The organism is Candidatus Ornithobacterium hominis, assembly GCF_951229915.1.
GTDB lineage: Bacteria > Bacteroidota > Bacteroidia > Flavobacteriales > Weeksellaceae > Ornithobacterium > Ornithobacterium hominis.
Genome location: NZ_OX579588.1, coordinates 1608581 through 1622432 on the forward strand (window position 1 = coordinate 1608581; position 13852 = coordinate 1622432).

Annotated in this window: 13 protein-coding genes; 6 read left to right on the forward strand and 7 right to left on the reverse strand. The window is 36.3% G+C overall.

Annotated features, from left to right (window positions below):
* Positions 1 to 8: 8 nt before the first annotated feature.
* From QOX03_RS07545 to QOX03_RS07555, 3 genes are all read left to right on the forward strand, one after another.
* Positions 9 to 590 (forward strand): hypothetical protein, encoded by a 582-nt coding sequence (locus tag QOX03_RS07545; protein WP_283670645.1) that lies wholly within the window; start codon positions 9 to 11, stop codon positions 588 to 590.
* A gap of 16 nt (positions 591 to 606) precedes the next feature.
* Positions 607 to 771 carry a hypothetical protein gene (locus tag QOX03_RS07550; protein WP_283670646.1) on the forward strand — a complete coding sequence of 55 codons (165 nt, stop codon included), beginning with the start codon at positions 607 to 609 and terminating at the stop codon, positions 769 to 771.
* Between the two features lie 152 nt (positions 772 to 923).
* The gene (locus QOX03_RS07555; RefSeq protein WP_119057740.1) at positions 924 to 1457 is read left to right on the forward strand and encodes an acyl-CoA thioesterase; all 534 of its coding nucleotides are present in this window, start codon (positions 924 to 926) and stop codon (positions 1455 to 1457) included.
* Positions 1458 to 1525: 68 nt separating this feature from the next.
* Here the strand turns inward: QOX03_RS07555 and QOX03_RS07560 are convergent, their stop codons facing one another.
* From QOX03_RS07560 to QOX03_RS07575, 4 genes are read right to left on the reverse strand one after another with little or no spacing between them, the layout of a single operon-like run.
* Entirely contained in the window at positions 1526 to 2467 is a 942-nt protein-coding gene (locus tag QOX03_RS07560; RefSeq protein ID WP_283670647.1) for an SPFH domain-containing protein, read from the reverse strand.
* A 29-nt stretch (positions 2468 to 2496) separates the two neighbouring features.
* The gene (locus tag QOX03_RS07565) at positions 2497 to 2826 is read right to left on the reverse strand and encodes an iron-sulfur cluster assembly protein (protein ID WP_119059201.1); all 330 of its coding nucleotides are present in this window, start codon (positions 2824 to 2826) and stop codon (positions 2497 to 2499) included.
* Positions 2827 to 2843: 17 nt separating this feature from the next.
* Positions 2844 to 4958 (reverse strand): insulinase family protein, encoded by a 2115-nt coding sequence (locus QOX03_RS07570; protein ID WP_283670648.1) that lies wholly within the window; start codon positions 4956 to 4958, stop codon positions 2844 to 2846.
* A gap of 3 nt (positions 4959 to 4961) precedes the next feature.
* Entirely contained in the window at positions 4962 to 6284 is a 1323-nt protein-coding gene (locus QOX03_RS07575; protein ID WP_283670649.1) for a M16 family metallopeptidase, read from the reverse strand.
* A gap of 323 nt (positions 6285 to 6607) precedes the next feature.
* Between QOX03_RS07575 and QOX03_RS07580 the strand changes: the two genes are divergently transcribed.
* Both QOX03_RS07580 and trmB read left to right on the forward strand, forming a co-directional pair.
* Positions 6608 to 7417 carry a M48 family metallopeptidase gene (locus QOX03_RS07580; RefSeq protein ID WP_283670650.1) on the forward strand — a complete coding sequence of 270 codons (810 nt, stop codon included), beginning with the start codon at positions 6608 to 6610 and terminating at the stop codon, positions 7415 to 7417.
* 127 nt (positions 7418 to 7544) lie between these two features.
* On the forward strand, positions 7545 to 8216 hold the full coding sequence (gene trmB / locus QOX03_RS07585) for a tRNA (guanosine(46)-N7)-methyltransferase TrmB (RefSeq protein WP_119059197.1): 672 nt from the start codon (positions 7545 to 7547) through the stop codon (positions 8214 to 8216).
* A 21-nt stretch (positions 8217 to 8237) separates the two neighbouring features.
* Here trmB and tamL read toward each other — a convergent pair whose 3' ends face one another.
* Entirely contained in the window at positions 8238 to 10778 is a 2541-nt protein-coding gene (tamL, locus tag QOX03_RS07590; RefSeq protein ID WP_283670651.1) for a translocation and assembly module lipoprotein TamL, read from the reverse strand.
* A 45-nt stretch (positions 10779 to 10823) separates the two neighbouring features.
* Here tamL and QOX03_RS07595 point away from each other — a divergent pair, with 45 nt between their 5' ends.
* Entirely contained in the window at positions 10824 to 11552 is a 729-nt protein-coding gene (locus QOX03_RS07595; protein WP_283670652.1) for a TrmH family RNA methyltransferase, read from the forward strand.
* Between the two features lie 98 nt (positions 11553 to 11650).
* On the opposite strand, the gene QOX03_RS07600 is transcribed toward QOX03_RS07595, so the two are convergent.
* Positions 11651 to 12154, reverse strand: coding sequence for a hypothetical protein (locus QOX03_RS07600; protein ID WP_283670653.1), 504 nt, complete (start codon positions 12152 to 12154; stop codon positions 11651 to 11653).
* Between the two features lie 115 nt (positions 12155 to 12269).
* A complete protein-coding gene (locus QOX03_RS07605) occupies positions 12270 to 13808 on the reverse strand; it encodes a Do family serine endopeptidase (RefSeq protein WP_283670654.1) in 1539 nt (512 codons plus the stop codon).
* Between the last annotated feature and the right edge of the window lie 44 nt (positions 13809 to 13852).

Sequence of the window (13852 nt, forward strand, 5' to 3'; positions counted from 1 at the left end):
TTTAGCCCATGAAGATTTTTAATTTCATTTTATTTATTATCTCATTAAGCCAATTTCAATCTTGCCAATCAAAAGCTTATGCCGCTTTGCACGATGTAGAACGTGGCTTGTTTCTTGACCGAGCTTATAGCGTTTCAAATTCAACCTTCTTCCAAAGAAGGCTAGAAAGCGATGTGGAATCTGCTAGAAACAATTGGGTCATCGTAAACCAAGATATAGAAAATGTCTATTTCGGGAAAATTTCACACAACAAAAATTACCTCATGGTTGCTCCGTTCTATAAAACCGATAAATCAGCTTTAGAAGACATTTTCCCAGGCTATGCCTCTATCGACGGAAAAACCATCAAAGCCAAAGTTTTTGAAGATTTCATAAAACCCACCATAAAAGAAAGGCTTGTGCCGATTTGCCCTCAAAGCTACTCTGTCGATTATTCCAGAAAAAAGTATCTTTTAACCAAAAATGGAATAGAATCTGATATTGTATTTACTGGCCGTTGCTACGAAGATAAATTATTCAATGCCAATATTCGCATCACCATGAGTGCCAAAGATTTAGAAATCATCGAAAAAGAAATCACAGTTAAATAAATTAATTTAATTACTAATGAATATTCAAGAGTTATTAACAGGAAACATCGGTGTACAGCGAATAAATCTTAGCGAAATGCGTGCTATCAAAAAGATTCTTGATGACAACGGCGATGCTAGCATTGCAGGGAAAGCCCTAGATTTAGGCTCAAAATTATTGGGCGGATTTTCCCGTAAATAATTTTTTAAGCCTTAAAAAATTTTAAATGAAAAATTAAAAGTGTTTCTTTTGTGAAGCACTTTTCATTTTTCCTAAAGCTTTAAAAAATTTCTGAAAATAAAATTTAATCATAAATCAAATATTTGCTTTTTTGTAATTTAAAAAAACATTTTATGGATAAAATTAAAACACCTCATGATTCATTGACTACTCTTACCAATATTGTTCTTCCCAACGAAACCAATCACCTGAACAATATGTTTGGCGGGGAATTACTGGCTCGCATGGACCGCGCTTGTTCTATCGCTGCTCGTCGCCATGCACAAACAAAACGGGTCGTTACAGCAACGGTAAATCAGGTCGACTTCAAGCAGCCGATTCCCGTGGGGAGCATCGTGAAGATCGAGGCAAAGGTCTCAAGAGCTTTTCGCTCAAGCATGGAGATTATTGCTGATACTTGGGTTGAAAATCCCGAAATTGGCGAAAGGGTATTGACGAATCAAGGAATTTATACCTTTGTAGCTGTGGATGAAAATAATAAGCCTATAGAAATCCCTCAAATTCAACCACAATCAGAAATTGAAAAAGAGCGTTATGATGCTGCTTTACGACGCCGGCAATTGAGCCTAATCATGAGTAAAAAACTTGACCCCAAGGATGCTATAGAATTGAGAAATTTTTTGTTTCCTACCGAAATTGAAAAATAATTTTTAAAGCCTTAAAAAAAAATTCGGATTTTTCAACCCGAATTTTTTTACTTTTTTTTCACAAAAACTTAATTGTTTTTATTTAATTCATTACTTTTTTTCATCTCTTCGCCTATCATATTAGCAGCGGAAAACGAAGCCACCATATTATTTAGCATATCACCTGCGGCATTTGGTGTGTTGGGCAATAAAATTAAGTTGGACTTATTGGTTGATCCCATTGCATTGAGCGTATCGTAATGCTGAGTTACCACAATCAGTGCAGAAGCTTCTTGCGAATTAATTCCAACTTTATTGAGTACATTTACAGACTCTTCTAAACCTTTGGCTATCTCACGCCTTTGGTCTGCAATACCCTGCCCTTGCAAGCGTTTGCTTTCAGCTTCAGCTTTTGCTTTCTCTACAATCAAAATACGCTGTGCATCACCTTCGTACTGAGCTGCAATCTTCTCTCGCTCAGAAGCGTTGATGCGGTTCATTGCTTGTTTTACTTGCTCATCAGGGTCGATGTCGGTTACCAAGGTTTTAATGATATCATAACCGTATTCATTCATCGCATCTTTTAGTTCTGATTTCACTGCAATAGCAATGTCATCTTTCTTTTCAAAAACATCATCTAAACGAAGTTTTGGCACTTCGGCTCTTACTACATCAAAGATATAAGAGGTAATCTGTGCCTGCGGGTTATCTAGTTTATAAAATGCATCATAAACACGTTCTTTGATGACGACGTATTGCGTTGAAACTTTTAATCTCACAAATACGTCATCTTTGGTTTTAGTTTCCACTGCGACATCCAATTGTTGAATTTTGAGACTCACACGCCCCGCAATTTGATCTACAAATGGAATTTTAAGATGAAAACCTGAATTTCTAACGCTTTGGAATCGCCCCAAACGCTCGATAATCACTGCTGTTTGCTGGCGAACGATAAACCACAAACCGAAAAAACTGAGGATGAATATGGCTACAAAAAGTATAATCCATATATCTGAAATGAAAATATTCATTTTATTAAATTTTAAATTTCATAATAAATCTATAATAAACCTAATTCAAACTTAGCTTCTTCACTCATTAAATCTTGCGACCACGGCGGGTCAAAAGTTAATTGAACACTGGCTTTAGTAATTCCTTCTACTTCACCTGCTTTCTCTTCTACTTCTGAGGGTAGACTTTCTGCCACTGGGCAATTGGGTGTTGTGAGTGTCATCAATATTTTTACTTCACCTTCAGTGCTCACATGTGCATCATAAATCAAGCCCAGCTCGTAAATGTCTACTGGGATTTCTGGGTCATATATGCTTTTAAATACTTTCACCAGCTCTTCACCCAAGGCTTGTATTTCTTCGTTATTTAATTCTTTCATTTTACCAAAAATAGTAATTATTTGAAATCAGCATTGGTTACACCTTTATTAAATACAATTTTTTGGACTTCTAAAACCATTTCTTGTGCTCCAACTTTTTGAATCATTTGGTAAGGCATCAAAACTCCATCAATTTTTTTATAATTTTTTAAATCCATCTCTATTTGTATAGGGCCTTGTGGTGTTTCTGCTTTCTCTACCGTACGAACCAAAAGCTTTGATTTCTGGTCATAATATTCTATTTTTTGTTTTCCGCCAATGTTCACAATTAGTTTATAAGCCAAGTTTTCATTAATTTTTTCTAAATCTTGTAAAGTAATTTGGTCTGTGGTGTAGAAGGCTTGTGGAATGATGCCTGCTCGAGATTTTTGATCGGCGACCTCTTCTCCTGATTTTTCAGAATTGCCCATCATTCCATTTACCACTTCTTTTTCTCCATCAAAAATGGTTGATATCATCACATTTCCATTCATTTTCATGACTGTTTTTTGCTTATTAGGTGCTAAATTGGTTATTTCTCCTTGTATTGGCTGCGGAGCTAAACCATTGATTAAAAATTCCGTGCGCATAGATTTAAGGTTTTTGACTTTTTCTTTGCCTCCTATTTTTTCAAGATAGGCTTGTATCACTTTTTCGGCAGTCATTTCACCTAGATTCGCTGACTTCTCTAGTGGATTCCTTGTTTCGTTCCCATGTCGGTCAAAGAAACGAATCGGAATATTCATTTTTTCTAAGGCTGGTAAAATTTCTGGGGCATTGCCTACGACTATGATTCTAGAATTATCATACTTGAAGTATTTCTGCGCTACACGTTGCACATCTTCTACCGTTACATTTTGTAGGTTTTTTATATAATTCTCATAGAAATCATCAGATAGGTTTTGTGTTTTGATGTTTAAAGCTAAACTAGCTACGGTTTCTGGCTTTTGAACACTCATAACGAAATTCCCAATGTATTTAGCCTTCGCGATTTCTAATTCTTCTGCTGTCACAGGCTCTTGTCTTATCTTTTTCAATTCTTTTCTCAATTCGACAATGGCACTGTCTGTCACAGAATTCCTCACGGAAGCTTCTGCAATAAAAGCTGAAACATTTTTATCTGCTGAAAGCCTTGAGTACGAGCCATAAGTCCAGCCATGAGCTTCTCTTAAATTTAGAAACAAACGGCCTTCTCCTCCACCTCCTAAAATTTGATTGGCCATGATTCCTGCAAAATAATCTGGGTCTGAAACTTTTAAATTAATAATATTGGCTACCATCAATTCCGTTTGCACAGCATTAGACATGTGAATAAAATTAATTTCAGGCGTTTGCAAATCAGCTGGGTCTGTGTATTTCACTTTTTCTACAGGAAAGTTTTCCCATGCTGCAAAAGCTTTTTCGACCATGGGTTTCACTTGATTAAACTCGACATCTCCTACAATGACCAAATAGGCATTCTCGGGAGAAAAAGTGGCTTGGTATTCTTTTACTATATCTTCAAATTCAACTTCTTGTATTGTTTCTTCTGTTGCAAATTCACCGTAGGGATGTTTCACACCAAAGACCAAGGCATGAGTTAAATCAGATGCTACCGAACCTACATTTTTTTCATTAGATTTGATGGATTGAATTAATTTTGATTTTTCTTTTTTAAATTCTTCTTTATCAAATCTCGGGGTCAAGGCTCCTTGTGCTGTCAATTCCAAAATTCTTGGGAAAAATCTTTTCAACGAACGTGCGCTGGCTCCATTAGCTCCAATGGTAACTGCTGCTCCCATCGATTCTATCTCTTCATTGAAGTCCTCTTTAGAAATCTCCTGCGTCCCATTGCCTAGTGTAGCAGAAAGCAAGTCACTCACGCCCTTTTTGCCAGCGTAAGCCTTCATTGGATTATCTAGAGACAAATTTAAAGCCACTCGGGGTAACTTATGGTTTTCTACTACGAGAACCTTTAGCCCATTGTCTAATTGAAATTCCTTTGGTTTATTAATATTTATTTTTGGCGCCGGCCCAGGCATTGGTCTAACGCTCCTATCTAGCAGTGCTTGGCTTTTAGTTGCTTGCGATGAGTTTTCTTGACTTCTTTGTGACTGTGTTGCACAGGCATAAAACAAAAAAATCGATAATATAGTGATATATATTTTTTTCATAAATTATTTACTTGCAGTTGATTTTTCTGGAATATAATCTAAAATTAAACGCTGATTAGGGTTAAGGTATTTATTCGCCACCTCTTTAATTTCTTCTTTAGTGATGCTTTTTAAAATTTCAATACTTCTGTTAACCAAGGAAGTATCATTATAGAGTAAATAACTCGTTGCCAAATTATCTGCCACGGCTTGAATGCTAGCATTGCTGTTCACAAAACTATTTTCAAATTTATTTCTCAAAGTTTGAAATTCTTTATCTGAAATCAAATTAGTTTGTAATTCTTTGATTTGCTCATCATAAGCATTTATTATTTCTTCTTTAGAGACACCATCCATGGGTAAACTATAAATGATGTACATCCCATAATCCTCCTGGCTATTATTAAATGCGCCAACGTCTAATGCTTTTTTCTCTTCATCCACCATTTTTTTATAAAGTCTTGAAGTCTTTCCACCTGTCAAAATTGTAGAAATCATATCTAGAACATAAGCATCTCTTTCTTTCATAGACGGAGTTCTGTATGCTGCTGCATACATTGGGATTTGCACATTTGGGTCTTCCCATGTAGCCTCTATCGGCTGGGTAATGGGATCTTCTTTGTAAACATTTCTCACCACGTCTTCGCCTCTTGGAATGCTCCCGAAATAGCGTTCAATCAACCTTTTGGTTTCTTTTTTTTCTATATCGCCCGCCACGACTAAAACAGCATTGTTGGGCACATAAAATTTATCAAAAAACGCCAAAAATTCATCCAAAGTTGCAGCATCTAGATGTTCCATTTCACCTATGGTCGTCCAGCGGTACGGGTGCTTGGTGAATAATTTTTCTTTAATAGCTTTTAAAATATTTCCGTAAGGTCTGTTATCTATTCGCAAACGCTTTTCCTCTTTCACGACTTCATTTTGTGTATCAACGCCAATTTGATTGATGACGGGATGCAACATTCGCTCAGATTCCATCCACAATCCTAATTCTAAATTGTTGGAAGGGAAGACTTCATAATAATACGTTCTATCATCAGTTGTATTTGCATTATTCTGCCCTCCGTTAGCTGTCACGATTTTAAACCATTCATTTCGTGCAATATGCTCAGTCCCTTCAAACAGAAGATGTTCAAAAAAATGTGCAAACCCCGTACGGTCAGGGCGTTCATCTTTCGCACCCACGTGGTACATCACAGAAGTCACTACAACTGGAGCTGACTTATCTTCATGCAAAATCACGTGCAAACCATTAGCAAGATCATATTCTTCATAATCAATCTGCTGAGCGGGACTTGCTACGCCGGCCAACGATAAAAAAGCAAAAATTAAATTTCTTATCATAACTACTATTCATTAATCGAGGCAATATAACATAATTCATCTGCTTTTCAAAATAGCTATATATTTTTTAAGCCTTAAAAAATTTTTATCGAAAAAAATCCTAAAGAAAAACTTTTGAGTAAATTCAATGATTTAAAAATTTATTGAGCCAATTCAAACATTAAAACAAAAAAATGTTTTAGTTTCACAAAAAATTTAAATTAAAAGAAGGGGAATTCTGAATAATTATTTTGTTGAAGTTTAAATAAATTCTTAGTTTCTACTTTGGAATAAAAATTGAAAAACAAGATTTCTCTATTCAGAACAAAAATATAATGCGTAACATGAAAAAAGTAGCCTTAACCTTTCTTGTGCTTTTAATCGCCGCCTGTAGTACCAACCCTATTACTGGTAAAAAAACACTTATTTTAGTAAGTAATTCTCAGTTATTCCCGATGGCTTTTCAGCAGTACAATCAGGTTTTAAAAAAAGAGCAGCTTTCTAAAAATACAGCCCAGACCAAGATGGTGAAAACAGTGGGAAACCGAATAAAGAATGCAGCCGAAATGGATTTGAAAGCTAGAAATCAATTGGATTTCTTAAAAGGTTACCAGTGGGAGTTTAACCTAATTGAAAATGACCAACTCAACGCTTGGTGTATGCCTGGTGGCAAGGTTGCATTCTATACTGGTATCATGCCCGTCTGTAAAAATGATGATGGTGTGGCCGTGGTAATGGGACACGAAATCACCCATGCTTTGGCAGAGCATAGTGCGCAACGCATGTCGCAAGCCATGCTCGCACAGGGGCTACAAGTAGCTGGGAATGTTGCTATGAATGATTCTCGATATCGAAATTTGTTTAACCAACTATACCCTGTAGGGGCACAAATGGGGATTTTGGCTTACTCTAGAAGTGCAGAGCTAGAAGCTGATAGAATTGGCCTCAGACTGATGGCAATGGCTGGCTATGACCCTCGTGAAGCACCAAAATTCTGGCAAAGAATGGAGGCTCAAAGCAAAGGATCTCGTTTGCCGGAGTTCCTTTCTACACACCCCAACCCTGGCAGGAGAATTGCGCAACTGGAGAAGGAACTTCCCAAGGTTTTACCTCTGTATTACCAAGCGACTGGTAAATCAGTTAGTTTAAATTAATTTTTTAAGCCTTTATAAATTTCCTTAAAATTAAAAATCTTGTCCTTTTTTATGGGGCAGGATTTTTTTAAGCTTTATAGAGCCTATTTTAATTTTATAAATCATTTCAGCAAACTATTTTTGTAGCATGGCAAAAAATAAACTTCAAAAGTTTAAAGAAAATTTAAACTTCCCGCATTTGATTCAGCCTAAAAGAGAAGAAGTTCTAGCTGGGTTTGAACTGAAAGGATATTGGAATGAAAAATTCTTTAAAAATGAAAATCCCATTACGCTAGAATTGGGCTGTGGGAAGGGCGACTACACCGTGGGACTTTCTCGCCATTATCCTGGACAAAATTTTATCGGCATCGACATCAAAGGAGCTCGCCTGTGGAGGGGTGCGAAAACTGTGGCGCAAGAGGAGATTCAAAATGTGGGTTTTATACGCACACAGATTGAGCTTTTGCCACATATCTTTGACGCTAATGAAGTGGCTGAGATTTGGATTACCTTCCCCGATCCTCAAATCAAATTCCGCCGTGCCAAACATCGATTGACTCATCCTGATTTTCTCAATAATTACTTTAAAATCCTAAAGCCTGGCGGTGCTATTCACCTAAAGACTGATAGTGAATTTCTGCACGGTTACACGCATGGCATCATAGAGTTGATGGGATTAAAAACTGTGATTTCTAACCACGATATCTATCATCCAGATACCTTTGAGTTACCTACTGAGGTGACAGAAATTCAAACGTTTTATGAAAAAAGATTCCGAGAGGAGGGCAAGAAAATTACTTATATCAAATTTTCAAAATAATTTTTTTAAGGCTTAAAAATTTTAGAACGGATAATTGATTCCAAATTGAACCTGAGGTCTTAAAATTTTTAAATCCCGAAACCAGCGGTTGCCTTCGGGGTAAGCAGGGTCGTGCAGTTTGTAGGCGAAATCCAATCGAGCTATTACAAACGTAAAGTCCAGCCTGGCGCCTAAACCTGCTCCTACAGCGATTTGCTTTAAGAAAGTATTCCAATGAAATTCAGTTTTAGGGCTTTCATTGTTTACACTCCAAATGTTTCCTGCATCTGCAAATACGGCACCGTTTAGGATTCCAGTCACAGGGAATCGCAATTCTGCATTCCATGTGATTTTCATATTATCAATGTAAGTTCCCCTATCGTTTGGTCTCAACGGGTTGGGGGACAATTCATAGGCCTGCCACGCACGGATGTCATTGGATCCTCCACCAAAATAGGAACGGCTGAAGGGTACAACCGTCGAGTTCCCGTAGGGCAACGCTATTCCCATAAAGTTTCTTAGTGCTAAGTGAAGTTTGGGTGAAATTTCTATTGTTTTTCTCACATCTAAATCAAACCTGACAAATTCAGAATAGGGGACGTTTCCTACCAAAAATTGGTCTTCGCCTATATAATTTGCATTGTTTTTAAATTTAAATAAATTCTTGAGCAAACGAAAATATGCTCCACTGACCGAGCCGCGGAAGTAAATGTACCACGGGTTGATTTTGCTTGGCGTTTTATTCTCGTTATAGGTATAAGAATGGCTAATTGTCTGGATCAAAACATCTTGAGTAATGTTTCTTTTTCGTAAAAACATATTACGAAAATCTGTGTAGTCTTCTAGCTTATAGCCTTGCTTGGGCAAAGATTTTCTAAAAACATCATCGCTATAAATGAGATTTTCTAATTCATTTTGGTTAATTCCTTGATTTTTATAGAGATTTTCTACGTTTGGACTATAAGAAAAGTAAGCTTCTTGGGTTTTATTTTTAATTTGATTATCAAGTGTGAAAATTCTATAGTATTTCTCTGCCTCTGTATGGCGTATATATTCTAAATCAAATGGAGAAAAAACATGCGAATTCAGCTCTGGCGTCATTTCATAACGTAAATAAGCCAAGTAGTTTCGGCTGCCTAAGCCAATGTTTTTCTGGCCACTCAAGCCAAGCCCAAGAGAAGATTTTGGATTATAGGTTTTGTCGACTAATTTTTCTGTATTGAAGGGCAGAAGCCAGCGAGGAAACTTTATTTCTGTTGTAAATGAAAGCTCATAGGCATTGAAAAATATATTTTGTTTTGAAGTCCCGTTGTTTACTGTTCCTACCGTTCCACGTAGATTAAAATTCAGGTTTTCCCCACTTTTAAAGACGTTTCTTGTCAATAAATTCAAACCTGGTGAAATTCCGAAATTGATGAATTCTGAATACATTCCCTCAAAACTTAATTCTAAATCATACTTTGGCTTGGGGCGTACATAAAAATTTGTGACTAAAGTTGAATCAAGCTGATTTTCAGGCTCCTTCAGCTCCAGTGCTGTGAGCGAAAAATTTTCTCTATCAAAAATCAATTTTCTTGTATTTTCTATAGATTCTCTACTGTAGAGCTGCCCTTCTTTTATCGCAATAGCATCTGTAAATACGCGTGGTTTAAATTTAAACGGCTCATTAGATTTCAGGTGATATCCTTGGTAAATTGTATGAAAAGTACTGTCATTCACATTATTGGTGAAAATCTGTATTGGCCCGTAATAATATTTTTTAAACTTGCGAATGGAATCTTCTTGCGACTTAGCAATTTTCATCGTTGCGTGCAAATTTTTATCATCAGTACTATCTATTTTAAAAATCAATTCATTCCCCAGCTCGTTAAATTTATAATAGCCTTGATTTTTAAAAATCTTTGTCAAGCGATCTCTTTCCTCTTCAAAATCTCTCACATCAAAACGCTGCCCGACCTTGATTTTTGATTCACCCATGGTTTCAGCATAGAGCTTTTCTAAGCTCGAATCTTCGATGCTTTGGTCAAAAGACATTATTTTAGAAGGTTCATTGATTTGTATATTATATTTCACTTGTGCTTTTTGTGTGGCTGTATCAATCTCAAAGCTAGGCGAAACTTTTGCATCAAAATAACCTCTTTCAAAATAAAATTTCTCTAAATTTTTGGCCGAAGCATAGCTTTTAGTCGTGTCTAAAGTAACTGGTTTAGAGCCTAAATTGTAGAACTGGCGTGTCAGCCAATTGGTCTGCCCTACATACTTTTGCACTCGATATTTTATGTACAAACTGTCTAAAAATCCTTGACTTCTTTCTTGGGGATTCGTGTTGTAATATTCTAAAAAAACACTATCTAGCTCAGCTGGGACTTGATTGTAAGACCAGTCTTGCAAAGGAATCAAACCAAAAACACGGTTATTGGATTTTTGTAAGATATATTCTTTTAATTCTGATTTAAATTTCTTCTTCCCTTCAAAATTAAATTTATTGGATTGTAAATAATATTCATCTTCGGGTACTTTTTTCGTAACATTGCAAGAAAACAAAAAAACAACCGAAAGTATCATCATCCATAAGTAAGGCATTCTTATAGGCATGTAAACTTTTTTATAAAATTATAGCGTAAAAATATGTTAACCAAAGCTGAAATCAAATTAATTAATCAATTGAAGCTAAAAAAAACCCGAGAAAAGCATCAACTCTTCATCGTAGAGGGAGACAAATCTATACAAGAGTTCCTAGACGGCCCATTTCAATTGGTCTCGCTATACAGCGTAGAAAATACTTTTTTTTCTAAAGGCTTAAAAAAAATCACACCACAAGAACTCAAAAAAATTTCACACCTTACAACTCCACAAAACAGTTTAGCCGTCTTTAAACTCCCCCACTGGGGAATCCCGAAAAAAAGCGGATTTTTACTAGGTTTAGACGGCATACAAGACCCAGGAAATCTAGGCACATTGATTCGCTTAGCCGATTGGTTTGGAATCACTCACATTATTTGCAGTAAAAATACAGTTGATGTTTTCAACCCCAAAGTCATTCAAGCAAGTATGGGCTCGCTCAACCGCATACAAATTCATTACTTGGATTTAGAGAGTTTTTTAAATGATTTCCCTGCCCCTATTTTTGGCGCATTCATGGATGGTGAGAATGTTTATCAAAAGAATTTATCGCCCGAAGGAATTTTAATTCTCGGGAACGAAGGTAATGGCATTTCCACTGAAATCAAAAATTTATGCACACAAAAAATCAGTATTCCTCAAGTGGAGAAAACGGGCAAAACTGAAAGCCTTAATGTCGCTGTAGCAGGGAGTATCCTGATCAGTCAATTCTATGCTAAAAGCCTCAGAAATTGATGATTGCTTAAATCACAAGATTAATTTTTTAAATTTGATTGAATTTTGTGTTTATTTTTTTTAAGGCTTAAAAAATTTTCTACGAATTCTACCAACTGTCAATCATGCCAAAATAACAAGAATGGTATTTTGATATTTAAGCCCAATTTCAGCCCAGCTAAATTCGCTTTTTTATTCTCCCGAAATTCAAACCCATAGCCAGCGGTGAATTCTAATAAATCTAAAATCGTGATTCCAGCTTCTGGCGTGACATGCCATGGCGAAACCGAGGTTCTAACTAGCCAAAAGGCAGAATTAATCTGACTTGAATAAGGGTCTATCACTGAATTTTTTAAATTAAATAAATAACCCAAATGTGCCTCTGGTATGGTGGTAAATTTCCCGCTAGGGGCTCCCAAATTAACTGCAATTCCTAAATCTACCACGTGATTATTTGGCCTAACGAAATAAGCGTCTAGCCCTCCTTCAAAATAACTAGCATCTTGATAAGTATAGCCTAAATTAAAGAGATAATAAGCTGTAAAATCCTGATATTGAGGTTTATGCTGAGCTTCAACGGTGCTAAACAAGCTACATATTATTATCAAAAAAAAATTTCTCATTCTTCTAAATTACGGTCAAATTTACACAAAAAAAGTCGCTCTCGATAAGCGACTTTAAAATTTTTAGTAACCTGTTCAAATTTTATATTTAATTTTTTTAAGGCTTTAAAAATTCTTACATCTTAAATCCTTGTGTGTACATTCTACCATAGCGGTCTAGGAAATTAACGGAAACATTCCCTTTGTAATTTTTCAATATTTTATCAATATCATTTTTAGAATTAATATCTTTCCCGTTGATTTTTGTGATGATGTAGCCTTCATTGATGCCAATTTGGGCAAAATCACTTCTGCTAGAAATGCTTGTTACCATCACGCCGTTTTTGATTCCATAGCGAGCTTTCATTTCATCAGTCAGAGGCTGAAAAGAAGCTCCCATTTTTTCAGTTGCTGTTAAATCAGCTTTAGAGCGGATTTTTGCATTTCCGTTGATGTCTTTTAATGTTACGTTATAATCTCGTAATTTTCCGTTTCTCTCTACAGTTACTTTCACCACATCTCCTGGGTTTTTAGAGCCAATTGCTACACTCAGGTTACTGTAAGCTGTCACAGGCTGGCCATCAATTTTTTTGATGAAATCGCCTTCTTCTATACCAGCTTCTATCGCACCACCATCATCGCTCAACTGGCTTACCATTATTCCGCTATTAGGCTTTACTTTTTTATCAAATTCTTTGTTGTATTGTTTTACCATTTGCTCATCAGAGGTATCTAAAATCCCAACTCCTAGGAATCCTCGTTGCACCATTCCGTATTGTTTTAAATCACTCACAATCTTCTGAACGATATTGGATGGGACGGCAAATCCATAGCCTGCGTAACTTCCTGTCTGAGAGAAAATTGCCGTATTAATCCCGACCAAATGCCCATTAGTATTCACCAAGGCTCCTCCTGAGTTTCCTGGGTTTATGGCAGCATCTGTCTGAATGAAAGATTCTATGGGGTGATCTCCATTTTTTCCTAAAATATTGATACTTCTTCCTTTTGCACTTACGATACCCGCGGTTACTGTAGAATTCAAACCAAACGGATTCCCTACTGCTAAAACCCACTCGCCTACTTTTAAATTATCTGAATTAAAGAAAGATAAATAAGGTAAATTATCTTCATCTATTTTCAGCAGAGAAATATCTGTATTCGGGTCTGTTCCGATGACTTTTGCTGTGTAATTTTGCTTGTTATTGAGTGTTATTTCTACCTTTGTCGCGTTTTGAATCACGTGATTATTGGTCACGATGTAGCCATCTTTTGAAATGATGACTCCAGAACCAGCAGTCAGAGGAACTTCTTTTTGTTCACTCTGTGGTTGCCTTTGCTGGCCTCTAAATCTTTCACCAAAAAAATGCTCAAAAAACGGGTCGCTAAACATGTCGCCAAACGGATTACCACCGCTCTGGCGATTTGAGCGCGTCCCATAGTTAGTCACACTCACAACGGCGTTTACTGAATTTTCTGCCGCTTTTGTGAAATCAGGCAAATCAGTCCCCGCAGAGGTGTAATTATAAGTTGCAAATTGCGCATTTCCATTTTGCTCTGGCTGTAGGGTTGCTACAGAATTAGAGGAAACATCATTACTTTTATTATACTCTATCAACCCAAAAGTTGTGCCTGCGCTCACAACGCCTACCAATGCATAAGTTAATAAATTTTTCATATTTCAATTATTTTAAAAATCTTTCTATTCTGAATTAAATTTTA